Origin of the sequence: Mesotoga sp. Brook.08.105.5.1 (assembly GCF_002752635.1) — a bacterium.
In the GTDB taxonomy this organism is placed as follows: domain Bacteria; phylum Thermotogota; class Thermotogae; order Petrotogales; family Kosmotogaceae; genus Mesotoga.
Genome location: NZ_AYTW01000001.1, coordinates 1 through 24364 on the forward strand (window position 1 = coordinate 1; position 24364 = coordinate 24364).

The 24364-nt window shown below is 44.9% G+C and carries 19 protein-coding genes; 7 read left to right on the forward strand and 12 right to left on the reverse strand.

Annotation, left to right across the window (positions count from 1 at the left end; genetic code table 11):
* Positions 1 to 198: 198 nt before the first annotated feature.
* Positions 199 to 1587 carry a transglutaminase-like domain-containing protein gene (locus V512_RS00010; RefSeq protein ID WP_099828422.1) on the reverse strand — a complete coding sequence of 463 codons (1389 nt, stop codon included), beginning with the start codon at positions 1585 to 1587 and terminating at the stop codon, positions 199 to 201.
* An 855-nt stretch (positions 1588 to 2442) separates the two neighbouring features.
* On the opposite strand from V512_RS00010, the gene nagA reads away from it, so the two are divergent.
* Both nagA and V512_RS00020 read left to right on the forward strand, forming a co-directional pair.
* Positions 2443 to 3549: an N-acetylglucosamine-6-phosphate deacetylase gene (nagA, locus tag V512_RS00015; protein WP_099828423.1), complete on the forward strand. Its 1107-nt coding sequence runs from the start codon at positions 2443 to 2445 to the stop codon at positions 3547 to 3549.
* A 327-nt stretch (positions 3550 to 3876) separates the two neighbouring features.
* Positions 3877 to 4542: a prolyl oligopeptidase family serine peptidase gene (locus V512_RS00020; RefSeq protein ID WP_099828424.1), complete on the forward strand. Its 666-nt coding sequence runs from the start codon at positions 3877 to 3879 to the stop codon at positions 4540 to 4542.
* Here V512_RS00020 and V512_RS00025 read toward each other — a convergent pair.
* Both V512_RS00025 and V512_RS00030 read right to left on the reverse strand, forming a co-directional pair.
* A complete protein-coding gene (locus V512_RS00025) occupies positions 4534 to 4881 on the reverse strand; it encodes a hypothetical protein (protein WP_099828425.1) in 348 nt (115 codons plus the stop codon). The genes V512_RS00020 and V512_RS00025 overlap by 9 nt on opposite strands.
* A gap of 274 nt (positions 4882 to 5155) precedes the next feature.
* Positions 5156 to 5611: an IS1634 family transposase gene (locus V512_RS00030; protein ID WP_243392161.1), complete on the reverse strand. Its 456-nt coding sequence runs from the start codon at positions 5609 to 5611 to the stop codon at positions 5156 to 5158.
* Here V512_RS00030 and V512_RS15330 point away from each other — a divergent pair.
* Complete coding sequence (locus V512_RS15330) at positions 5606 to 5824, forward strand: HD domain-containing phosphohydrolase (RefSeq protein WP_347708246.1); 219 nt, start codon at positions 5606 to 5608, stop codon at positions 5822 to 5824. The two genes, V512_RS00030 and V512_RS15330, sit on opposite strands and share 6 nt — an antisense overlap.
* A gap of 26 nt (positions 5825 to 5850) precedes the next feature.
* On the opposite strand, the gene V512_RS00040 is transcribed toward V512_RS15330, so the two are convergent.
* From V512_RS00040 to gnd, 9 genes are all read right to left on the reverse strand, one after another.
* The gene (locus tag V512_RS00040) at positions 5851 to 7311 is read right to left on the reverse strand and encodes a hypothetical protein (protein ID WP_243392162.1); all 1461 of its coding nucleotides are present in this window, start codon (positions 7309 to 7311) and stop codon (positions 5851 to 5853) included.
* Between the two features lie 635 nt (positions 7312 to 7946).
* Entirely contained in the window at positions 7947 to 8702 is a 756-nt protein-coding gene (locus tag V512_RS00045; protein WP_099828427.1) for an IclR family transcriptional regulator, read from the reverse strand.
* Positions 8703 to 8722: 20 nt separating this feature from the next.
* A complete protein-coding gene (locus V512_RS00050) occupies positions 8723 to 10018 on the reverse strand; it encodes a TRAP transporter large permease (RefSeq protein ID WP_099828428.1) in 1296 nt (431 codons plus the stop codon).
* Positions 10009 to 10539, reverse strand: a complete 531-nt coding sequence (locus tag V512_RS00055; protein ID WP_099828429.1) for a TRAP transporter small permease — start codon at positions 10537 to 10539, stop codon at positions 10009 to 10011. The genes V512_RS00050 and V512_RS00055 overlap by 10 nt, the downstream gene beginning before the upstream one ends.
* Positions 10540 to 10606: 67 nt before the next feature.
* The gene (locus V512_RS00060) at positions 10607 to 11608 is read right to left on the reverse strand and encodes a DctP family TRAP transporter solute-binding subunit (protein WP_099828430.1); all 1002 of its coding nucleotides are present in this window, start codon (positions 11606 to 11608) and stop codon (positions 10607 to 10609) included.
* 36 nt (positions 11609 to 11644) lie between these two features.
* Positions 11645 to 12562: a 4-hydroxy-tetrahydrodipicolinate synthase gene (gene dapA, locus V512_RS00065; protein ID WP_099828431.1), complete on the reverse strand. Its 918-nt coding sequence runs from the start codon at positions 12560 to 12562 to the stop codon at positions 11645 to 11647.
* 386 nt (positions 12563 to 12948) lie between these two features.
* A complete protein-coding gene (pgl, locus tag V512_RS00070) occupies positions 12949 to 13722 on the reverse strand; it encodes a 6-phosphogluconolactonase (RefSeq protein WP_165775305.1) in 774 nt (257 codons plus the stop codon).
* Complete coding sequence (gene zwf / locus V512_RS00075) at positions 13706 to 15202, reverse strand: glucose-6-phosphate dehydrogenase (RefSeq protein ID WP_099828433.1); 1497 nt, start codon at positions 15200 to 15202, stop codon at positions 13706 to 13708. Before zwf ends, pgl begins: the two co-directional genes overlap by 17 nt.
* Positions 15189 to 16124, reverse strand: coding sequence for a phosphogluconate dehydrogenase (NAD(+)-dependent, decarboxylating) (gene gnd, locus V512_RS00080; RefSeq protein WP_099828434.1), 936 nt, complete (start codon positions 16122 to 16124; stop codon positions 15189 to 15191). Before gnd ends, zwf begins: the two co-directional genes overlap by 14 nt.
* 454 nt (positions 16125 to 16578) lie before the next feature.
* Here gnd and V512_RS00085 point away from each other — a divergent pair, with 454 nt between their 5' ends.
* The 4 genes from V512_RS00085 to V512_RS00100 all read left to right on the forward strand — a co-directional run bounded on the left by V512_RS00085 (position 16579) and on the right by V512_RS00100 (position 24330).
* Entirely contained in the window at positions 16579 to 19272 is a 2694-nt protein-coding gene (locus tag V512_RS00085) for a hypothetical protein (protein ID WP_099828435.1), read from the forward strand.
* Between the two features lie 699 nt (positions 19273 to 19971).
* A complete protein-coding gene (locus V512_RS00090) occupies positions 19972 to 20691 on the forward strand; it encodes a hypothetical protein (protein WP_099828436.1) in 720 nt (239 codons plus the stop codon).
* 722 nt (positions 20692 to 21413) lie between these two features.
* Positions 21414 to 22151, forward strand: a complete 738-nt coding sequence (locus V512_RS00095) for a FadR/GntR family transcriptional regulator (protein ID WP_180979948.1) — start codon at positions 21414 to 21416, stop codon at positions 22149 to 22151.
* The gene (locus tag V512_RS00100; RefSeq protein WP_099828438.1) at positions 22141 to 24330 is read left to right on the forward strand and encodes a hypothetical protein; all 2190 of its coding nucleotides are present in this window, start codon (positions 22141 to 22143) and stop codon (positions 24328 to 24330) included. Before V512_RS00095 ends, V512_RS00100 begins: the two co-directional genes overlap by 11 nt.
* The last annotated feature ends 34 nt before the right edge of the window (positions 24331 to 24364 follow it).

A 24364-nucleotide genomic window follows, 5' to 3' on the forward strand; every position in this document is an offset into this window, starting at 1 on the left:
TCGGTATACCCTTAGTGCTTCTACGGGATCTTTAATCCCTGGCGCGAAAGCGTCAGCATCACTTCCCCGGACGTTCCTCCGGGCATCACTTCCTCGCGCAGCGAGCCTCACTTCCTGCCGGAGGCAGCATCACTTCTGCATCTTGCAACTGATCTTTTGCTCTTACCGACCCCCTACCCGCTACCCCCTACCACGGCTCTATTTCAACAAAATCGTCTTCATGCTGAAAGAATCAAGAATTGCAATAGTGACATCGAACTCTTCATTGCCGAATTCGCTTTCGACGAACGGACTCTGCAGCGTGATCTCAAGCAGCTGAGTGTCGGCAGGTTTTTCGGCGGGCAGGAAGTCGACGGAATTTTGAACCACGAGTCTCAAAGGGTCTTGGTTGCCAAAGAAGTAATCGATGAACGCCTTTCGCTCTTCCTCGGTAATACCATAAGTGTAGGTCGCAATCTGTCCTGCCGAGGTGTCTACAGGAACCCAACCGTAATTCGGCAGGAAGAACTCGGCCCAAAAATGAGAACCCAGCTGTCCGGAAAAGACCTGAAAGCCTCCCGGCGCCCTTGCAGGTATTCCGATCGATCTGCAGAGGGCTGAAAAGATCATCGACTGAGTACCACAATCACCGTAACCGTGTTCAAAAGAGTAGAGGCTTTCCGGAATTCCGGCCGCCTCTATTGCAACGTGGGCCATAAAAGTGTATTTGATGTTTTGGACAACGTAGTAATATATCTCTTTTGCCTGAAGGTAAGGATTGGTCTCATCTCCAACAACGCTTCTGGCAAGCTCCTCGAATCTTTCATCGAAATATATGCTTCCTTCGGACTTCGTGTATTCTCTGTAAAGCGAGCTTTCCCTGTCGTATTCGCCCACCTGATCGGGATCTATATCGAACTGCTGCTGATAGTGTGTGAAAGTAAATTGCACGGTTATGTCCAGATCCTCAACGAGATTCGAAAGATCGAACTCGAAGAGGACATAAGCTATATCGCCGGAAGTTCTGGGAAGGCCGACCACCGCTTCCTTCGGGGTCACCTCAAGTACAGAGATATTCTCTTGAGCCGCTGTCTGCAAAGGAAGGGGGAACCAGATTCTCAGCGAACCTTTATCCGGCAGGAGAGATCTTTCAGTATTTACTTTATATTCCACAAGGTAATTCTTCGGGTTGAAATACGGGCTGTGAGCTGGCTTGAAGGAGGCGAAAGGCGTATTCCTCCGTCCGTACTCTTCTAGAAGGTACCTGACCAGCAAGACGTTGCCCGCCGACCACTCTGGCTCTCGCTCGACAAGTTCGGGATCGCGGGTAAAGAGGTTGTGCTCCAAGTCTGTATAGTACATCTCTGCGCCGTCAACGATAGCTCTCTGTATGTCTCTTTCAACGATGAACTCTCTCACTTCTTCATCGATCTTGAGTTCCGGATAATGTTTCATAATGATCTTTTTAGCCTCTTCAAATGTCAGTGAGAATTCCAGGGCGCTTTTCAGTTCGTTCTGTCTTCTCAAATACTCGTCGGACCGTTGAAAGAAATTGCCGAAAGCAACCGTAGAAATAAGAACGATTACAAGAACCAGTTTCAATTTCATGGCTTACCCCCCTCTTTTCTGTTGCCTGATTGGACACAACAAGGCAAGTATATATTGTTTGACCTTAGAAATTTAAACACTAATTGTAGTCTTATGATGTATTTTCGTCTTGCGATCTCAAGGGATGACCTTCGCAGTTTTCCCAGAAGTACGTATTTCAAGCGCTCAATTTCCAGTGGAGCAGTGAAGCTAACCGGCTAAAATCGATACAGGAGGGCTCAAGTATCTGTTCTCTAGCCCCATCTCAGACCTGGAAGTTGAGAAACAAGACGTTCTTCCAATGAAGAGGACTTCGGAGAATTGACTATAAGATCCATGAATAGGCCTTCTCAAAGGCAAGTAGTGGCAACAAGCCGACTTTCATTTTCATTTTTCTCTGTATTGGCTGATTTCAGAACTTCAACTGACAAACCGTTAAGCCATTTTATATGCCAAATGTAAGGCTATAGCTTGATCTTACCGCTGTAAAAGTTCTGATGCTATCTAGACGGTGATGCCTGTACTCTTATCAAAGCAAACTAGATGTAGAAAACGGAGTCCCTAAAGAGCGTTATAGAGAGCTTCGCTTCTAGAAAGCGAGAATTGATAAACATCGGCAATCAACGGCCCGTCGTTCTCCGACAAGAAAGAGAAATGCAGCCAGAAGTGCAGAAGCCTTAGCAGTTAACCGTTAACGGCTCACTTTCCGAAAACAGAGAATACGCCCCCTCTCTTCCAAAGACGAAGAATGTCTTATCGTTCTAGAGATGTCTTTCATACCCCCTGTATCCTCCCTGCCACCAAGTGACTTCGCTCATGCGTTGCCCAGATTTCTCTCAATGATGTAATAATTGAGTCTGAAGGGAGATGACTTGAATGGAATTAAAAAGGGTTCTCGTTGTTGATCCAGTCGATGGGGAATACATCGCAAATATCAGAATATCTGGAAACAAAATCGAATCAATTGCGAAAACGGGCGGAGATTTCAGTTCAATAGCCATGCCTGGCTTTGTCGATACGCATTCGCATGGTGCAATTGGAATTAACTGCATGACGATGAATACAAGAGATCTTGAAAGGTGGGAGGAGTTCGCTGTAACTCATGGTGTGACTTCTTTTCTTCCAACGACAGTTTCTGCTGAAGCGAAAGAAATGAAAAGAGTTGCTGATCTTGTTTCTGACTATGTTACCGAGAGGCCCAGAACAGCAGTTAGGGGAGTTCATTTTGAAGGTCCATACATAAACCCAAAGAAAAAGGGCGCTCAGAACCCCTCTGTAATAAGACCTGCAACAGTTGAAGAACTTAAGTCTGTGCTATCGGATATCGTTTTGCTCATAACAATGGCTCCGGAAATCGAAGGCTTTCTTGAAGTTCTCCCCGAGATTGCAAAACGAGAAATCACTATCTCTATTGGACATACAGACGCCACCTATCTTCAGATGAAGAAAGCTTACGAGAACGGCTGCAAGAGAATGACTCACTTTCCTAACGGAATGAACACTCTTCATCACAGGGAGATTGGTTGTGTTGGATCAGGGTTCTTGCTGCCCATGAAGCTGGAAATGATCGCAGACGGTATCCACACTGCGCCTGAATTCGTTGAAATGATTCATAAGATTCGTGGTAGTGAAGCCATAATTTTGGTCACTGATTCTCTTGATGCGACCGGACTGAATGACGGAACATATGATCTTGGAGGCCTAAGAGTAGAAGTCAATGGCAGCAAGGCAACTCTCGAAGATGGGACTCTTGCGGGAAGTACTCTTACCATGGACAGAGCTTCCAGAAACTTCAGGGAGTGGACCGGCTGCAGTCTTCAGGAACTATCGAGAGTCTCTTCCTACAACGCCCTTCAGAGCGTTGGAATCAGCAACAGAGGTAGACTGAAAGAAGGGTCTATAGCTGATATAGTGATGCTTAATCGAGATCTGGCAGTTGAAGAAACTATCCTGGCAGGTATTTCGGTCTATAGAACCAGGTGAAGTTGACTAGACCCACATCACTGCCGATCATTGTAGACTCATTGGGCCCTGGTCGCTCTCGAGCCACGAAAGCCCGATCTGTATGACCAACAGCTAATGACTCGGTACCAATAGAAAAATCAATAGAAAACATGTGCTCATAAACCTCCGATGCGTCTCATCAAGGTCAGCTAATATAGATTCTCACTCCTCTTTATGGACATCTGCCGGTATGTTGCCGATCAAAATCCTGCCGATGATCAAGACGTCTCTTACTGTAAATTGAGCTAAAGAATTCTACTTCCGTAATGTTATGCTGTTGATTGAAGACTGCCAGGAGGTGTGACAATGGAACTTCACTCATCAAGAATTAGTTATTCTCTAAACAGGAAGCTCGATTACTTGTTCTCACTCCCACTGCAGTACAACTCTGAAGGGAGTGATTGGCCCCTCATTCTCTTTCTTCACGGCGCAGGAGAGAGGGGAGACGATCTCAGGCTACTTAAGAAGCATGGAATTCCAAAAGTAGTGGATGAGATGACAGATTTTCCTTTCATAACTGTTTCACCTCAATGCCCGGAAAACGATTGGTGGCTTAACAGACTTCAGGATCTGAGATTTCTTGTAGATTCAATAGTTGAACAGTATAGAGTTGACTCTTCAAGATTGTATCTGACAGGACTGTCAATGGGAGGATTTGGCACATGGCATATGGCCGTCGAGTACCCTAAACTCTTCTCGGCCATTGCACCAATCTGCGGCGGGGGACTTGGAATTCTTGGTTTTCCGGAGAGAGTCGCAGAGATCAAAGACCTTCCTGTTTGGGCCTTTCATGGTGAAAAGGACAACATAGTCTCGATCGAAGAGAGTAGAGTTCTAGTAAGGACACTGAAAGAGTTCGGTGCACATCCCATGTTAACCATATATCCCGATGCCGGACACGATTCATGGACAGAAACTTACTCTAATCCCGAACTATACGAGTGGTTCATCAATAATCGAAAGTCAAGTTGATTTCATCCTTATTGGACTCGCCTGTGATCTATTGAACATGATGCCTGCCGGTTTGAGATTTCTTCTTCTGAAACCTCCCAGGCTCTTCTTTACTTGCTCACGCGCCTCTAGATAGGCTTTCAGAGACAGAATCCAGATAGCTCCGACAAGGATCCAGACAGCTATCAAAAGAAATAACAACCATCCAAAACCATCTAGTCTATCTCCAGCGCTCAAGAATCCAACAATTCCATAAACCGATACGGGTGTTACTATTCCGAGTAGAACGGATGCTCTTATGAAGTTGTTTCTTATGTGTCCTATTCTGGGCTTTTTGCTTCTTTTGACGGCAAAACCCATCAAAATCACCACCTCAAATTACCGTTACTCCTAACATGATAATTATACACTTCTTCTTTTGCCTGACCTTTAATAATAACCGATATGTGAACAACATCGACAGGATTCACTCAATGATTTCGTCACATGCTTACACAATAATCTGAACTCCGTCGCAACTGAGCTGCAAATTCTACCGCCCGCAAATGACTCAACTTTGACAGCGCATAATCTAAAAACAGCTAAACAAAGGAAAAAATGAAAAGAAAAACAGACGTACCACCACAGTGGTATATTATGCAATCTCTTTGAGTAGATCCGGGGGTCTTATTTTGAGTGCTTTGAAAGCGTCGTAAGCATTGCCCATCATTTCAGTCCTTGCAAGAAAGCGTTTGCCTTCTACTGTTAGCTCAACTGCCCTTATCTCTTTCAAGTCTTCGAGTATTTCTGCGTAAGAGAAAGCACTTCCAATCTCTTTCAGCTTTCTACATAAGGCAGTCTCCATTACAAGCGCAAGGAAACAGATCATTATGTGGCCCTTCACCCTCGTGTCTGTGTAATGGTATATAGGACGAAGATCGAGTCCGCTCTTCAGTTCCCTGAATGCCCTCTCTACTTTCCACAGTAATTTGTACGATTGAGCAACCTCTCTATTGGTTAGTTTTGTGTTCGTTCTTAGAACGTATTTGCCATCGTATTTGACTTCCGAAGCCATCTTTTCCTGGTCTATCTTCACATCTGCTTTCTGCATACTCATCCTCGAGGACTTAAAGGAGAAGAGATACCGCTGGCCGCCAGAATATTCGCCGTTGTTGATGTATACGATGCGCTGATTTCCGATAGACCTTACCGGAAGGCCTGGAGCGAAGAAGAAACGATCAAGTGTCTTCTCAAGAACTCCGGCACGTTGTTCGACAAAAGAGTCGTCAAAGGATTCCTTGAGATAGTGAGAAGCGACTCTTGATCTCTACCTATACTTCAGACCTACCGTCACTCTTGACCTTCGCCCCCACAGTTACACCTAAAAGTAGCGATAGCTACCGTGTCCCACTCGAGTGTTATCGTTATGTTCTGCACCAGATAAGTTGTACCATCAACAAGCCATTCTTCAAAGTGATAACCAGAAGCAGGTGTTGCACTTAGATCGACAGAAGATCCTTTATCATATTCATACATCCCTTCCGGCGGGCTTACTGTCCCTCTTCCGGACTTGTAGATCTCTAGAATCACCTTCTCAGCCTTTTTCACAAAGGAGGCTGAGACGGATTTGTTGCTATCCATGACAATTGTGACGTTCGCGATATTTGAGAAATTCACTCCATCCACATACCACGACTCAAACTCCCATCCTTCTTCGGGAGTTGCCGTTAAGGAGACAAGGGTTCCTTCAATGTATGTGTGATTCCCAACCGGAGGACTCACAGAGCCCTGCCCGGAGGGTTCCATCATCGTCAAGGTAAAGACTACAGGTGGTTCTTCGACAAAGAAGGCTCTTGCCGTCTTGTTTGCGTCCATTGTTACTTTGTGTTCCGGATTGCCTGTAACAACTACCCCATCGATCTGCCAGTAATCAAATTCCCAACCATTTGCAGGCGAAGCAACTAGCATAACTTCAGTGCCTTCCTCATAAACATGCGAACCGACTGGAGGCTCAACACTTCCACTTCCTGAAGTCTGGAGCATTGTAAGTGTGTAGGTCTTCCTGACAAAAACTGCCTTTACATTCCTATCTGTATTCATTGTGAGGTAGGCTTCCTGGTCGCTGGAATATAATGCGCCCTCAACCAACCAGTGGTCAAACAACCAGCCTTCAGAGGGGGTTGCCTTAAGAGTAACGACTGTCCCAGCATTATACTCGTGATCTCCGGCTAGAGGCTGAATCTCACCCTGCCCAATGGGTTCGAGCATATATAGTGTCACCGAAGCTGCAGGCTCTTCGTTGAAGAACGCCTTCACAGTCTTATCATTGTCCATCGTCAGAGTCGTAGATTCTGCGCTCGAGTAGAAGGCTCCATTCACCTGCCAGCGATCGAATTCCCAACCTCTGGTTGGGGTAGCCGATAGGTCTACAACAGCTCCATACTCAAAGGAAAGCATGCTGGGATCCGGATCGACATCACCCTGTCCAGAGGGCTCAAGCATCGTCAGGGTTACAGGTTTCCTCACGAAAAAAACTTTGACGACCTTTTCGGAGTCCATCTTAAGAGTCGTTGCTTCCTCGCTTGAATAGAACCCTCCATTTACTTCCCATCGATCGAAATCCCAGTTATCTCCGGGAGTTGCCTCGATGCTCACAACAGTACCAGTAAGGTAATTGTGAACCCCAGGAAGGGGCTGAACCTCCCCACCGTTTTCTGGTTCAAGCATAGTGAGAGTAACGGTTTTGAAGATACACCCTGTAGCCAGAAAGACGACAGCAAATACTGTCAATAGAACCACCGCTATTCGCATCATGAATCCTCCCCTACATTCAATACTCGTTGTAACTTCCTCCAAAATACGTGAACCACATATCTTCTAGTCTTCTTACACGTAATTATATTCCTCATGTATTGTGAAAAAAATCATTATTAAGACTCTGCGGAGAGTTGACGGTAACTGAAGCAGATTCCCGTAGCTTCACGTACTTGTCAAATTAGGCTTATGGATTGTGGAGAGAGTAGACGCTGTTCATTCATCAATCGCGAACGCGTCTCTTATGCAAACGATTTTTCTTCACGCTTCAATTACTGTCAGAGGTGCAATTGTGTGCTGCCAGATTTGCGCTTGGATTTTTATCAATGGTAGAGTATCTACTTAGAATATGAAGAAACTTCAGTTTACTTCAAATAGAGAACGGGAATCTTGGATGTTGTGACTCAGGTATTCTCAGAAGACCAGAAAGCAGATGCTGGACAACGCCAACGAATCCTGATTCTGCATTCACAGCCACAGACATTGCATACCGAACTGACTTCTGAAGAACGACAAGAAAAGCATCTGAAGGAAGATGGTTGTAAGACGCGCGCCGGGTCATTGAGAACTGATAGTTGGATTCTTAATCAACAATGTGTCTATCAAAACAAGTCTAGACAAGCTACTTGGCATTACATCTGTGATCCGTGCCCTAGCGCAAAAGAGATTCTCTCCACAACTTCTTTCAAGAGATTGGAATACTCAAACATCACTTTCTCTCCCATCCTGAAAATCGGACCGGATATGCTTATTGATGCAACGACCTCACCCGATGAATCAAAAACAGGAGCCCCGAGACATGCAACTCCTTCTTCGTTTTCTCCTTTGTCAAACGCCGTTCCTCTCAATCTAATTGTCTCCAATTCCTCCCTAAGAGTATTCTTGTCTGTTATGGTTCTTGAAGTCTGAGGGACAAGATCAAGAGCCTTTATCATCTCTTCACGATCGGCATCAGGAAGAAACGCCAAAATCGCTTTACCGACTGCGGTGCAGTAAAGAGGGGCTCGTTTTCCTATCAAAAGCTTCGTGTGCAGTGACCTTGAACTTTCAAATCCTTCAATGGAGACGACTTCATTCCCGTCAAGTATACCCATGTGTATCGTTTCACCCGTCTTCAAATGGAGTTTCTCCATCTCAGTAAATGCCACATCTTTAAGTCTCATAGAGGAAAGATAGAGACTCCCCAGTTCAAAGAGCTTGATTCCTATTCTGTATGTAGACGTTAGGGTATCCTTCTCAAGCATATGTTCTTTGCACAGAGCTTCCGCAATTCTATACACGGTGGCCTTTGGAAGACCGCTTTTTTTCGTCAAATCGTCTAGGCTAAGCTTTGATTTCTCAAGACTAAATGAATTTACGATCCTTACTATCCTTTCAACACTCTGCATTCAAAAGCCTCAATCATGACCTAATGAGCATACCCCAGTAATCTTGGCAGCCACAAAACAAAATCGGCCCAGTAAGTAATTATTACTAGTCCCATTACTTCTATCGGTATCCAGTATTTTAGCATTTCCTTAAAAACCTTTCCGACCGGAGTCTTGCTAATCGCGCTTGTAATGAAGCCTGTCTGTCCATAGGGAGGTGTGTCAAGTGCGAGCATAAGATTGAAAGTGGTCACGATTCCGAAGTGAACGGGATCTATTCCCACTGCCCTCACGAGCGGAAAGACTATTGGTATAACCACAAGCTGTATGACGGACACATCAAAGAACATTCCAAGTATGAAGAAGAGAACGTTAACACTTAAAAGCAGCACCCATTCACTGGAAAGAAGTCCCATATCCATGAAAGCGTTCGTCAGCAATAGAGGTATCTCTTCTCTTGCAAGCACATATTTTACAACGAAGGCACCGGCAATCATGAAGCTTATCGCACCTACATTATAAACAGTTTTGAGCATTATCTTTCTCAGCTTCTTGACTCCAAGCGTACGATAGATGAAGATGCTTACAAGTATAGAATATGCAGCGAGAACGGCCGCGGATTCAGTTGGAGTGAATATTCCTCCGTAGATACCGGCTAGGAGAATAATCGGAGCCATCAGGGCAGGAAAGGATCTAATGAAGCTCTTCGCAAGTACTTTGAGTGGATATCTCTTTCCTACCGGATAGTTTCTCTTCTTCGAAAGATAGAAGGCCATCCCAGCTTCAAGAAAGCCAAGAAAAAGCCCAGGTATTATTCCTGCAAGAAACAGATATCCCAGAGAGGTTCCTGTTAGCATGGCATAGATTACCATCGGAATACTGGGAGGAATGAGAGGAGAAATAGTTGCCGAAGCGCATGTAACAGCGCAGGCAAAAGCTCCATCATAACCATTGTCCATCATTGCCTTTATCTCTATTGTTCCAAGACCGGAAACGTCAGCTATTTCCGATCCGCTCATTCCCGCAAAGATAATACTGGCACCGATGTTCGCGTATGCAAGTCCACCCCTTACACCTCCCAAGAGCTGCTTCAAGAAACCGAAAAGCCGGTCGGTTATCTCGGTATCATTCATTACGTTTGCAGCAAATATGAACATGGGAACCGCAAGGAGAACGTCCTGGGCCCTCAGTTCGATTGCCATTATGTCGAGGAAGATTCCCAGGTCCATTCCTGAAGTGATGAAGTATGCAAAGCCCCCCATGATCATTCCAAACGCTATCGGATAACCCAGGGCGAAGGCAGCACCGAATACTATGAAAAAGAGTATCAATCCCATGGTTCAACCTCCTTGGGAACGATCCTTCCGGAGAAGAGTTCTATGAAGCTCTTCACTATCCAGATTACGTTGTGAATGAAAGTCAAGACCATGAAAATGGGGAAACACATGAAGAGATAAGTCCAGGGAATCCTTAAGACTTCGGACTTGATGATCTTATAGAAAAGAACATCGCCGAGCACAGGTCCCAATGTTACTAAAAGCACAATGCAAAAGAAGAGATCGAATGTTATCTGGAGAAGCAGCTGCACCTTTCTGGGAAGTTTGACGAATATAATGTCGAATTTAATATGTGCATCGAATTTCCTAGCGTATGGTGCACCGAGGAATATAGTCCATATGAAGCTATATTGGGCAACCTCGAATAGTTCGGGTGAAGGAGTCCTGAATACATATCTCAGAACAACCTGCAGGAAGATACTTAAAAAAAGCAATCCCAGGAAGATTATCCCTCCCCAAGACTCTATCAGATTCAGTGCAATTTGAACCGACTTAAACAATACTCCAAAGAACCTCTTCATGATCGTCCTCCACAAAGAGTAGCTTGGGCCGGGATTACCCAGTCCAAGCTACTTCTTCTTGCTTCAGCTAGTCGGAAGGATAAGACTGGATTGCTTCATACATTCCTGCGCCCCACGCTTTGTCGAACTTATCTTGTGAATAGAACTCTCTCGCGTATTTCATGAAGGCTTCTTTGTCGGGAACTATTATCTCCATTTTGTATTCGTCGACAAATTGCTTAAGAAGCTTCGATTCTTGTTCCAGAACCAGGTAGTTCATGTAGAAACGTGCTACTTCAAGAGCTTTGATAATGTAGGTCCTGTATTCTGCCGGCAGAGATTGCCAGAACTTTTCATTGATTACTGGATTTATCATTCCAATTGAGTGATCCGTAAGAATTATGTACTTAGTGACCTCAACGAACATGGCCGATAGATCAGTTGGAAGAGGATTATCTTGGCCGTCGATAGTACCCAGCTTAAGCGCAAGATAAACTTCTCCAAAACCCATTGGAGTTGGATTGCTCCCGATTGCACGTCCCATGTCCATGAATGCTTCATTGTTGGGCATCCTGATCTTCATACCTTTGAGATCTTCCGGCTTGTAAACGGGACCTGCCTTTTCGGTTGTGTTGAGCTGCCTCATACCGAGATACCATGTATCCAAAACCCTCATGCCGGTCTTCGAAGCCAACTCATCAAACCAACCTTTAACCAGAGGACTGTTCATAACCGAATACATGTGATCGAGGTCCTTGAAGATATAGGCGGCATTCAGAACCCCCATCTTAGGCATGTTTCCGAGATCCGCAAACCATGATGGAGCTCCATCGCCTGCCATCTCAAGATCACCCCTCATCACAGCAAGCAACGATGTCTGCTGGTCACCAAGTTGTCCTGAATGGAAGACTTTCACGTCTATCTTGCCTCCACTCAAGTCTCCTACAATCTCTGCAAATTTGTTCATGGCCAGAACCTGAGGTTGCGTCGGTGCAGCTACCGTGTTGAACCGTATCGTATAAGTCTCCTCCACGGCAAAACAAATGCTAACTAACAGCAGAACAAGACCCACGATTAATCCCTTTTTCATTGCTAAACCCCCTTTCGGTTTTTTGGTTCTTGAAGCTCAAGAAATTTTCCCGAACTTTCTGAGAGTATCTTTCAGCACTGCCACTTCGTCTTCTTCAATTTCCATGAGTGGCGGTCTCACTCTCGCGACATCCAGTCCCGAGTGGAGCGCGAAGGCCTTTTTTACTGCCGGCAACGGGTTTGTAAGCCGCCTATTTCTACCAAAGAAAGCACTAAAAAGCTCGTAAAGCTCCTTGAAGCTACTTGTCGCTTTGGTGGCATCACCAGAGAGGAACTCGTCTATCAAGTTCCTCATCATGTCCCCAATTACGTGCGAACCTCCGCTTATAACGCCTATTCCACCCTGACTCATGACCGAGAGAACCATTAGGTCGTCTCCGGAATAAACCACTATCTTCCCCTTTGTTGCCTTCAGGAAGGCAGAGGTCTGCAACGGATTAATTCCGGCCTCATCTTTGACGGCAACGATATTCTCAAACTCAGTTAGCTTGGCCAGAGTCGCCGGATCGATATTCGAAGCCGTAAAGAGAGGAATGTTATAGACCATGATCGGAAGATTGGTATTCTTGCATATCTGAGAGAAGTGGTAGTAGATTCCTTCCTGAGTCGGGTGACAGTAATAGGGAACAACTACCATAGAAGCATCGTATCCTAATCTCGCCGCTTCTTTCGTAAGTTCTATTGTCTCGCAAGTGTTAGCCGTACCTGTTCCGGCTATCAATGGTACCCTGTCGCCAACTTCCTCTTTGATTTCTGCAAAGAGCCTTACCTTCTCCTCGAAGCTCATTGAGTAGAACTCGCCGTTTGTTCCGGCTATAACAAGGGAATCACAGTACTTCTTTCCAATCAAATAGCTGGCTATCCTCCTGGTCATAGGATAGTCGATCGAATAATCAGCTGCAAACGCGGTACTCATTGGTATGAGTATCCTCCCAAACCTGCCAACAACGTCCATTAATATGCCTCCCCATATTTCATCTATTGAAACGTCATTTCTTTTATTGAAATTATACTACTTGCCAGTTGTTAATCGGAAGTCAATGAGATTCGACCTGAACCAAATGGAGGCAAAAACACGGAATTAACAGTTATGATGTTCGAAATTCTTCTGAAAGGGCATTCTTTAGAATGTGAGCTTAGCCCCAATCAATAGCTATTGATCGGGGAACTCCGAGGAATTATCTATGTAGCCAACGAATATCATGGAATTCATGAAAGGAAACTCTACTCAGTCGATTTCGAGCATCGAAGAATCTCTTGCTTTTGCTCTCTTAACGGATTCTAATAGATTACGAAGTCGGTTATCTCTGATCCAATTGAGATCTTCTAGTCAAAACAAAGTCAAGAATTGGATTTCTGAAGCTCATCAAGAAAAGTTTTAGGCAGAAGTTGAGCCGCTTCTTTGTCGATCATCCAGAAGAGTTTCCCATATTCAGGAGATACAAGACTTATTGGTAGTTCACAGTCATTTTGGACCAGAACCAACCTTGCGATCTTTGCCTTCGCCTTTCCGGAGGCCAAAACGAAGATGTTTCTGGCCTGCTTTAGAGCTCGCAGACCAAGCGTAACCCTTTTGGATGGCCTTCCATCGTAGCTCACTTCACTGGTAAGTACGAGAGAATCACGGTGGATAATTTCAGTCGAACCGGGAAAGAGAGACCCCGTGTGGCCGTCTTCTCCAAATCCCAGTATTACAAGATCGAAATCTGTGGAATGTTTTCCAAAATAGTCAATCAGTTCTGTTTCGTATTGAGCCGCGGCAATCTCAGGGGATAATTCACCTTTGATTCTGTGAATGTTTTCCTGGGGAATCTCGATCCTTCTAAGCAGAAGCTCCTTCACGAGTCCGTAATTGCTTTCATCGTCATCGGGAGTAACGCACCTCTCGTCTACCCAGAAAAGGTCGACTTTTCGCCAGGGAATACCTTGTTTGTAAGGTTCTTCGGCAAGAATTTCATAAAGTCTTTCGGGCGTAGAACCTCCCGAAAGAGCTACTGAAAATCTCTCATGAACGGTTGTTTTGTTCTCGATTAGTTTTGCCAAAGTTTCGGCGGCCGCATGTGATAGCTGCTCAAAGTTTTCGAAGATGCTCAACTGCCTATTTGCCGCCGCCATCTTGCTCCTCTGGTAGTTCTCCATCCTCACCACAACAGCAAACAAACCACTCCCGGCCTTCCCTCGAAACGAGAAAACTGCTTTCTTCGGGATCCCAACTACCGGTTGCATAAGTGCACAACTTGATTTCTCCATTCTCTTGTCTTCTTATTATAGGGTCGATTATTCCCCAAGCTAACTCGATTTCATCAGATCTGGCGAACAATGATGCATCACCCTGCATTACATCTAAAAGGAGTCTCTCGTATGGATCAGGGAGGGTGTCATTACCGAATCCGCTGGAAAAACTGAAATCCATTTTGGCTGTTCTGGTCTTCATCGGACCACCAGGAATCTTTGCCTCGAAATACAGCTTCATTCCTTCGTCAGGTTGAATACAAAGAGATAGAATGTTCGGACTAACATCTTCGCCATTTCCGGATTGTCCAAAAAGCATATGAGGAACGCTCTTGAAATGGACGGAGATTTCCGAAACCTTTCTCTTCATCTTCTTGCCAGATCGAAGATAGAATGGGACTCCCTTCCATCTCCAATTATCCACATACATCCTAAGTGCAGCATATGTAGGCGTTTTTGAATCCTTAGCAACTCCTTCTTCTTCAAGATAGCCATCATACTGACCCAGAACGACGTCTGAACACTTGTTCATTGATCTCAGAACTTTGACCTTCTCATCCCTTAGAGCATCAGCCTCGAAAACTGCTGGCGGTTCCAAAGCCACTAAAGTCAGAAGCTGAAGCATGTGATTTTGAAACATATCTCTCAAAACCCCAGCGGTATCGTAATATCCTGCCCTGTGTTCTACTCCAATATCCTCAGCAACAGTTATCTGAACATGATCAATGTATTGACGATTCCATACTGGTTCAAATATCGAATTGGCAAAACGGAAAGCAAGTATATTCTGAACGGTCTCTTTCCCGAGAAAGTGGTCTATCCTGAAAATCTGGTCTTCCCTAAAAGACTCGTGAACGATCGAATTCAACTTTCTTGCGCTTTCAAGATCTCTTCCAAAAGGCTTCTCGATCACGACGCGGATTTCTCTTCCCTCAGATCCACTGAGACCCAATTTGCCCAAGTGTCTCAGTATGATCGAATGCATTTCGGGAGGAATAGAGAGGTAAAAAAGAAGATTTAATCTAGCCTGCTCGTTCTTCTCCAATTTGTCTATCCTTTTTTTCAGTTCGCTGTATGTCTCTTCTTGATCATACTCGCCCTGCAAGTACTCGATCTTAGTTTCAAATCCCTTCCAGAGATTACAGATCTTTGGATCAGATCTGGAGTAATCCTGAACCCCAGAGAATAACCTATCTCTAAAGTCTTTATCCGATATCTTGCTCCTAGAAACGCCGATAACGTCGAATTTTTCAGGCAGCAGTCCTTCACAACCGAGGGAGTGAACAGCCGGAATCAGTTTCCGTTGTGTAAGATCACCGGAAGCTCCGAATACAATCATTATTGAATTCTCAGTCTTCGCCATCTCTACTCTCCAGTCTCGTTTGTTTTATTTCGTGGCCGCCAAACCTGTTTCTGATGGCTGCAAGGAGTTTTGCCGAATAATCCTCTTCAACGCGGCTCTCAATTCGCTTCTGTAGAGACAATGTAATTACCGGGGCGGGGACGTCGAGATCCATTGCCTCAACAACTGCCCATCGTCCTTCTCCAGAATCTGCAACCCATGGCTCTATGTTGCGGAGATCCTGATCACCGGCTAGTATATCGCTAATCAACTCAAGAAGCCATGACCTGATCACGCTTCCGTGAAGCCATATATCGGTCACTTCCTTCAAATCGAAATCAAACTCCTTCTTCGCTCTAAGAATCTCGAATCCTTCCGCATAGGCCTGCATCAACCCATACTCTATTCCGTTGTGGATCATCTTTGCGAAATGGCCGGCTCCCGCTTGTCCGACTCTTCCCCACCCTTTGTCTTGCTCAGGCGAAAGCGTTGTGAATAATGGCGTGAGGTTCTCTATGATCTCTCTTTCCCCTCCAATCATCATGCTGTAACCTTCTGTCAATCCCCAAATTCCTCCGCTAGTGCCTACATCTACGAACTTGATTCCTCTTTCTGAAAGTCTCTCCGATCGCCTAACTGAGTCTTTATAATTACTGTTGCCTCCGTCAATGACGATATCTCCAGAATCTAGCAAGTCTTTAAGAGCATTTACGGTCGTTTCAGTTGGAACGCCTGCTGGAATCATCAACCAAAGAATCCGAACCGGCGTCAACTTTCCCACAAGCTCTTCCAGAGAAAAGGCCGGGTAAAGTCCTATCTCTTCAGCCAGAGCCTTTGTGATCTCCGAGTTCAGATTATAGCCGATGACAGTATGTCCGCCGGCGACGAGTTTTCTGGCGATATTGCCTCCCATTTTGCCAAGTCCTACTATCCCTATCTCCATATGAGGCACCTCTTTCTAAAGAATTCCGATTCTCGGTTTGATGCTCCAAAGCTTCCAGCTTCAGAGATGTATCACTCCAGGTTATGCTTTGTCACTATCAGATTTCGCCCTTCTGTGGTCCTGAAAGCAGACCTCCTTCACTCTCATTTTACCAATAGGGGGGGGTTTTCTCTTTCTTCGTAACCTCTTCAGACAGCTTTCAAGTCTAATCTCTTTTCTGAAGATACTCGATAAAGATTTTTGCAGCCCAGAATTCCTAAGGCTCCTAGACCACAAAAAATGTTTCATTTTCGCTACCAGAGATTTGACTTTCACAGTGTGAACAAATGACTGATTTTCCATAAATCTTCTATTTAATTCGATAAATCAACTTTCTTCCGAGCCCTGAACACTCACATAGCTGCGCTTTTGCCATGAAGCTGATTTACCAATCGAGATATTTGGGGCGTTGTAAATGAAGAAGTATTCTCTCTTATTTCTTCTGGTATTGCTAATCTTTGTCACGGGTTGCGTTGGTCTTCTTCGAACAAATGCAATTAAAGGCACAGTTTTTGCAGACGAATATATTGAAAACGCTATCGTGAAGGTCTTTGACCTAGACGGGAATCAGGTCATTGAAGGGGAGTTTGAAACCGACAATTATAGGAGGTTCTCGATACCCATACCCACGGGGCTGAACTTTCCGGTAATACTTCTGGCCTCCTTCGATATTCCCGAAGAACAGGAAAGGACTGATGCCCTTGCCTCGGTTGTCGAAGAGTCGTTCTATTCGGAGCAAATACTTGTAAATCCAGTCACATCAGTTTTTACGGCCTACATGTTCAGAATGGAAACCAGCTATGCAGAGGCCATTAGTCAGGTCAGAGAAGCTCTAAACGTCCCCCCTGAGGTGAATGTATTGAGCCAGCTTCACCCTAAATTCGAGACCTCGTATTTCTCTATGAAAAGGCTCTCGGACTTCGTCCATGAAAACTTCGGCGGAGTTTACAGGGACTTCATAGAGGTAATTGTCGAGGCAATTGTCGGCGGCGCCAAGTACAATTTCGGCGTTGGTGTAACTCTGGATATTGACATCTCAAGCATAGCCAAGGACCTCTTGAAGGGAATAACAACCGGTATAGTATCAAAGGGTGCCGTAAGTGCGATATCGTGGGTTATGAAAAGCCTGTTTGGACTCGGTGATCAAAGCGCAGAAATGATAAGCGAGATTCTCAACCAGGTTCAGGAGATAAACGACAAGCTGGACGTGATGTCTGCAAAGCTTGATACTATTGATGCCGAAATACAGAGCATTCTCACGAAGCTTGACAAGCAGTATTACGATTCGTATGTGAGAATGGTAGATCAGAACTACTTCACTCCGATCGAAACCTGCACCAACAAGTATATGTTCATTACAACTCTCGATGCAACGACTACCACAGATGTCGCCATCCAGGAACTGATGTACGATATTCAGAACAGCTCGCTCGATCAGGTAATGCTGAACATCAAGAAGGTTATCGTTGGAGGAACTGCTGACACGAGTTATATGTCGCTGTTCGAGATTTTCATTACCAACGCAATGAATGCCATTAGATCGGCCAAGCTGATCGATGGAACTACAGATACCGGTTTTGGATTCTCACAGAGATGTCCTGCCGATTCGCCTGTGTTTATAGAGTACGTTCAAGCTTACATAGGTCTTTTCAAAGCTCTCACAACCCGTCAACTCCTCGCTCTGAACCTTCTGGTTGAATATGAGCACAAGCAGGGGAGTAGCCTTTCGCAGCTGCACTTGCAGAACTACAACTCGTACATCGCAGAGGAAGTTGAAGTCTTCTGGCATTGGCTGGAGACATTCGTAACATACATTGTCGGTGGCGAAGGCCTTATGTTGAACCCTGCTTATGATGCTGACAAAGCCTGGTTCTACAACGAAGCAGACAACGCAGCCCTGAAGGCTATGGGATTGGATTCCGGGATAGTCGTGAGAGTTTTCTGGAATACCGAACCCATGTCGTTACCTACAACACTGCCCAGCTTCCAGAAAACTCTAGGGATTTTGCTCCCGGCATTCAACGTGTTCAGGAATTCCGCTTCCGGCATCAAACTCACTCTGGACAAACAGGATATTCAGCTCACCGCTATTGACGAAGCATTAGAAGCGAGTGATCCACTCGGCACATATCGTCTCTTAGGATATACATATCAAGATACAGAGCAGACAGTCGAGCCAGGGGTAGTGTTGAGAAGATATGTCTTTGAAAACCTTTCAGAAGGCAAATACACGATTTCCAGGAGCACCAACAACAATGTGGTTCAGACGCCTTACGCAATAACCCTTCTTGAGAATACTCATAAGAATATCTGCAGTAATCTGTTTATCGCAGAGGAATACCTAGATGAAACGAAGTATGCTTTGAACATAGGCCCGGAGACCTCATATGTCCAATCTCTAGCAATATCGGCCTACGCTCCCTCATTGAGAGTCAACAATCTGCAGAGGGAGATCATATACGGAAGAAGCACTGACCCTACTGACCCGGATCATATAGGAGTCCTGAATGTCGCGCTCAACAGATATATGAAAATCGATGACGAGGCGTACTGGCAAAAAAACTGGATTCTCTTCATTCCTACATGGGATAGTTTTGGAGTCGATCTTGTGAAGGTCAACAGCACAAACAGAACAACCTCGGGGAGATATAGTTCGTGGTTGATATTAACAAACAAAGGTGACAAAGGAACTGGGGATTCCTGGGGGTGGTCGACGGGACCAGTCACAAAAGATCACGCGGTATGGTTGCGGGCCACAACGCAGCTAAGTGACATGTGCCTCGCTCCATATAACCTTTCTAAGTACTACACAATTGATACAAAAGACGACAAGTACAAATATCCAAGTACGACTTACTGTCTGTATCTGAATCATGATACTGCTCAGTGGGACCTATTCATCGAGCCTACAGGAATCAATGTTCTGGGAACTCTGTTCGGCTCAGACAAACTGTACTACGGAGAGATAGTAAGGCTTAGGCATGCTTCCAGTGGCAAGTACGTTTCGTATCATCAGGTTTATACCAGTTCCACCTCTTCCTACAACTGTGGCACTGTGAACGATACCGATAAATATCAAATCAACAACTGGTGGATAATTCACAAATAAGAACAGTCGTGTCTTGAACAGATGGCCAGTCAAAAGCAGATAGTATCTGATAGATCGCAAGAGCCTTCTGGTATTTTGCTGACGGCAGTGTTCGGCAAAGCCCGGGGGTTCTTGCGATTGTTTTGTGACGACTATTTCTGCTGTTTCTGAAGGAACTCTCTTTCTTGTGCTGGTTATGCTATAAGTTTCTCCAGTGTTTACTGTTCAACAAGGACCAACCAAAAGCCGGATAAAACAATAGAACCATCGAGAGAAGGAGCGGGCTTTTTTGATGCCCCTGATCCACAGCCGCAAAAAGATTAAAATTCAAGTTACCCGGTGAGGAATGCTGGTTCGTTTGCTCACCTCAGCAAGTTCTTAGGGCTAATGACAGAGTATAGTCAGTTCAGGTAACGACAGTCTATACTCGCCTGCACGGCTTGATCTGAGGATGAGTTGATCGTTGTCGATGTCCCTGCTGTCTCCGAACGTTACCTTTCTTTCCTATTAACTGACACTACACTCATCAGAACTTCGTTCTTGCAGCCAAACTACTTATCCACTATACTGCTTTCAGATGGTTGAGGAATCTCGACTGATAGACCAGATAAGAGAGTTCACCATTTCATCACAACGAGAAGTGGTTTCATCGAGCGATTTCACGTTCCTTCCACTTATTGATTTCTATAATTGTTTTAGTTTCATATGGAGGTGACAAGAATGAAAAAGATACTGGTTGTTTCGGTAATGGTATTGATCTTCGGGGTCGTCGCTACTGCAGCTCCAAATTTCGGAAACAGAGTAGATAAAGATATTCTGAAACTGCAGCGCCAGATTCAGATAGCAAATGTGCTAAACGCAGTTGAACTTTCTCCTGAGCAGCTTCAGGAGATTTACGATCTTGCGAAATCCACTCGCGAGGAACTCGAAGGCCTCAAAGAGAGGATTACTAATACTCTTGAGAGCACTCTCGAGGAGGCAATTTCAGGTGAAATTGCTCCTCTTCCAGAAAGAGAAGCTTTTGCGACTAGAACGCAATCCATAATGGAGAATTATCTAACAGGTTTAAAATCAATAATCTCTATCAAGCAGGGTGAAAATCTTGCCGAGTACTTGCAGCAACGGGTAGCTTCGAACCGCGTAGGCACAAGCAGAGTAAATGAAATGAGAGAAAGAATTGAGGAGAAGCTTCCCGATGTAGCGGAACAGATGAGACATCGTCTGGAGAATCTCCCGCCCGAAGCTCAGAAGCGATTGAAGAATCTTGATGTTCAGGAAAGAATGAAAGTTGTCAAAGAGCAGGTTTCTGAAAGAATTACCGACAGGAGACCTGAGACACTGCAGAATAATTTGCAGAACAGAATCACACCTCAAAGATTGGCCATGATTCTACTTTCTGACGAGGCACTTGAAGTAATGGAGAAGATGTTAGCCAAGTAGTTGTCTTCGAAAACCGCTTACTTAAGCCGGAGAGTGAACTTGACTCCGGCTTCTTGCTTTCTTGCAAATGAATGAGAAGGATAACGGCAGTTGGGCTGCCAGTAACACTTACAGTAGTCGGGTTCATTGCGATTAAGGCCGGCGTAGTGATTACTAGTTATCGGAGGCGAACATATTTGTAGTGAGATTACCGGCTCTTTGTAAACACCATAGCGCTCGTCAAGTATGCGAAGCCCTTCTGTCTGTTAAGAGTGAACGAAAAAAAAGGTATCGACCTCAAGCAAGAGATATTCTTCGGCTTGGACTATCATTGCAGTTCAATAATGTAAAGCTAATAAGTTTTCCGGTAATGATCCCTCTGTTCCTGAAATGCATCAGTTGTACTGTTTTGTCTTTTATTTAGGAAGTAGGCGAACCATCTGATTTCGGTGCTGTTATTCGTCCAACCATAGGAGCTGGTCCACTGATTGCGATAAATTTCACCTTGTCTCTTCGCGAAAGTCTTTTCTTGCTTCAGAATACTCAAGTCATAGTTGTTGACAACAACATTTTTCTCGGTAAAGATGGAATTCGTTTTCTTAGATAATCCCCTGCAAATAAACCTAACGAAACGCAGGCAGCTATAGTACGTCTGAAGTATTCAATGGTTGAGGTAATAAAATATGATTAATAACTTGTCTGGTGAGTAGACAACAAATCAAGTTGAGGTAGGTCAATTGGCTATGAAAGCAAGAAGACGAACCGCGACAGATGTAGTAAACAAGCTCAAGAAAATGATAGTCCTCGAGGATCTAGAGAGACTTCCGGGGGAACTCGAACTTACTGAACGATTGGGCGTAAGTCGAACCGTTGTGCGTGAAGCGCTCAGGGTTCTCGAATATGAAGGCATAACCAGAACCGTTCACGGAAGCGGAACTTTTGTTCTAAAGAGAACGAAGTTAAGAATTCAGTTCAATGTCAATTTTGAGATTGAGACAGACAGCGCAAGAGATATATTTGACTTGATAGAAGTCAGAAGCACTTTAGAGAAATCTGCGATAGCTCTCGCAATATCCAATTCAAGTCAGAGTGATATTGAAGAGTTTTCTCGCTGTATGGAAAAACTTCTAGAGGCTATAAGAGACAAGCATGACCTCGCAAATACAGACGCTGCCTTCCACAAGAAGATATTTGAGATCTCTCACAATCGATTCCTCAAGGAGGTTTTCGACGTGGTCTTTGATGGACTTGAGATCTTGTGGAAGTCGCCACTCGGATTGGATACTTTCGGAGATGCCGGACTGCCTCTTCATGAGGACCTCTATGAGGCAATAGCATCCAGAGATGTTAAGGGCGCACTGAGAGTCTACGATCAGATCATCGAGATTGACAAGAAGGACATAGTTGACCTAACTGGTTATGGTCGGGAACTGCTTCATAACTGCCAGGAAGTTGATAGGAGTGACTCATATGAAGATTGATGTACTGAAGATTCTTGAAAGAGATGACAAATGGTACTTAGGAGGGGGGAACAGGCTCCTATGGGCTCCTCCATTTCCGGTGTTTCTCGATAGTCCGGGAGCATGGGATTTTCTGAGTTACTTTGACATGAGAATTGATCCAGGTTATGCGATCAGCACAATGAAGAATGGAATCCCAATCGATTTCAGGTGCGTAGACAGGACATGGAACCCGGCGGTTCTTAAGAGCAGGTTTTCGGCTGAGAATATTGAGTTGATCGAAGAGAAAACTTTGCTAGAAGAGGACTTTCTTCTCTCAAAAGTAACGCTCAAGAACATGGGCGAGGAACTGATCGAGTTGGATGTTGTGGTTTGGACAGCCCAGCAGTGCTCTGAGAGTGATCTAGAGACAGATATAACGCATGCAGAACCTGCGAAAAACGGAATTCTCTTCGGAAAGAAACTCATCAAACCAAACAGAAGACCAATCGAGTCAGAGGTGATGTTAGTACTTGAAGCCATGGAGAACTACAACATCACCTTTTCAGAGAGAACGGCCAACATCCCGAATTTCAGATTGACTCCATTCTACGAGAAACTTAGCAAGAAAGGGCTCTTGGCCGGAATCGTTAATAATGGCATTAACAGAAACGGACTACTCTACATGGGCGTTCACAGAAGAATCACTATCGATCCGATGGACGAGTCTGTATTTGTCTGTGGTCTTGGTGCTGCGCAAAGTGGAGAAGAGGTTATTGAGAGAGGAGAAAGGCTGCTCAGTATAGATCCTGTTAAAAAGAGCACGGAAACCTGGGAACGGTATTTTGCATCGTTGCCTCAGTTTCGCGTTAGTGATCCATTCATGCAGACATATTACTACTACAGGTGGTATGGACTAAAACTGTTCACAAGCGAGGTTAGCGAGTCATTTATGAAGCATCCGGCAATTGCCGAAGGCCTCGACTACTTCAGAGCACTGATCACTTACAGCGCACAATGCCATATCCTGGAAACTCGCTGGTCCAACAGTCCGAGTATTGGTCAAGGGAGTCTGCTGAACTTCTTGGAGAATCAGAAAGAAGATGGGGCGTTCGTAGGTCATATCTATGTTAACCAGATTCAGGAGAACGGTTTCTACCACGCCGACTGGGGGAGGGCGATTCGGGATCTACATAGTGTTCACCCAGATATTGATTTCATAAGCAGGATTTATGAACCACTAAAGAAGTATCTAGCCTACTTCGATTCATCTAGAGATCAGGAGAACTCCGGACTCTATGATGTAGTCGATCAGTTCGAGACAGGACAGGAGTTTATGAGCAGATACACTGCCGTTGATCCAATGTCTGATAGGTACGGCTGGACAAATAATATAAGGCTTAAAGGCGTAGATGCAACAGTCTATGTATACAACCTCAAGAAGGCACTCTCCTGGATGGCGGGAATTCTCGGTCTTGATGAAGAAAGCAGCCGTTTCAAATTGAGCGCCGAGAAGACGAAGAAGGCCGTTCTTGAAACAATGTGGGATCCGGATTACGAAATCTTCTCAGATGTCAATCCAGCCAATTTCAAGAGAACCGGAGTGAAGGCAGCAGTATGCTTCTATCCCTATCTAACGGATATCGTAGATGAGTCTCACATTCCTGGTCTCAAGAAGCATCTGCTCAATCCAGCAGAGTTCTGGACCGAGTTCCCAGTACCAGCCACAAGTCTAGATGATCACTCCTTCAGTCAATGGGCCGAATGGAAAGGAAAAAGACACAACTGCCCCTGGAACGGAAGAGTATGGCCAATGACAAACAGCCATATCGTAGACGTTCTAGGAATATGTGCAAGAAGATTCAAAGACCCACTCCTTCGCGAAAAGACTGTTGAGATTATCGAGAAGTTCATCAAAATGATGTTCTTTGACGGTGATCCAAGAAGACCGAATTGCTTTGAACACTATAACCCTTTCAACGGAAGGCCGAGTATCTACAGAGGTGTCGATGATTACCAGCATTCATGGGTAATCGATCTTCTGATCAGATACGTTGTAGGCATTGATATCTCTGAGAATGGAATCGAATTTGATCCATTTCCCTTCGACCTTGATTTCGAGATCGATAATCTGGAGGTGGCAGGAAGGCAAGTTAGAGTTGTTTCGAATAGTGGCGCGGTTGAAGTTCAGCTTGGCGGGAAAACAACTGTAATCAATTAATCGCCCGCATTCTAGCGGACAGGTAATCAAAATG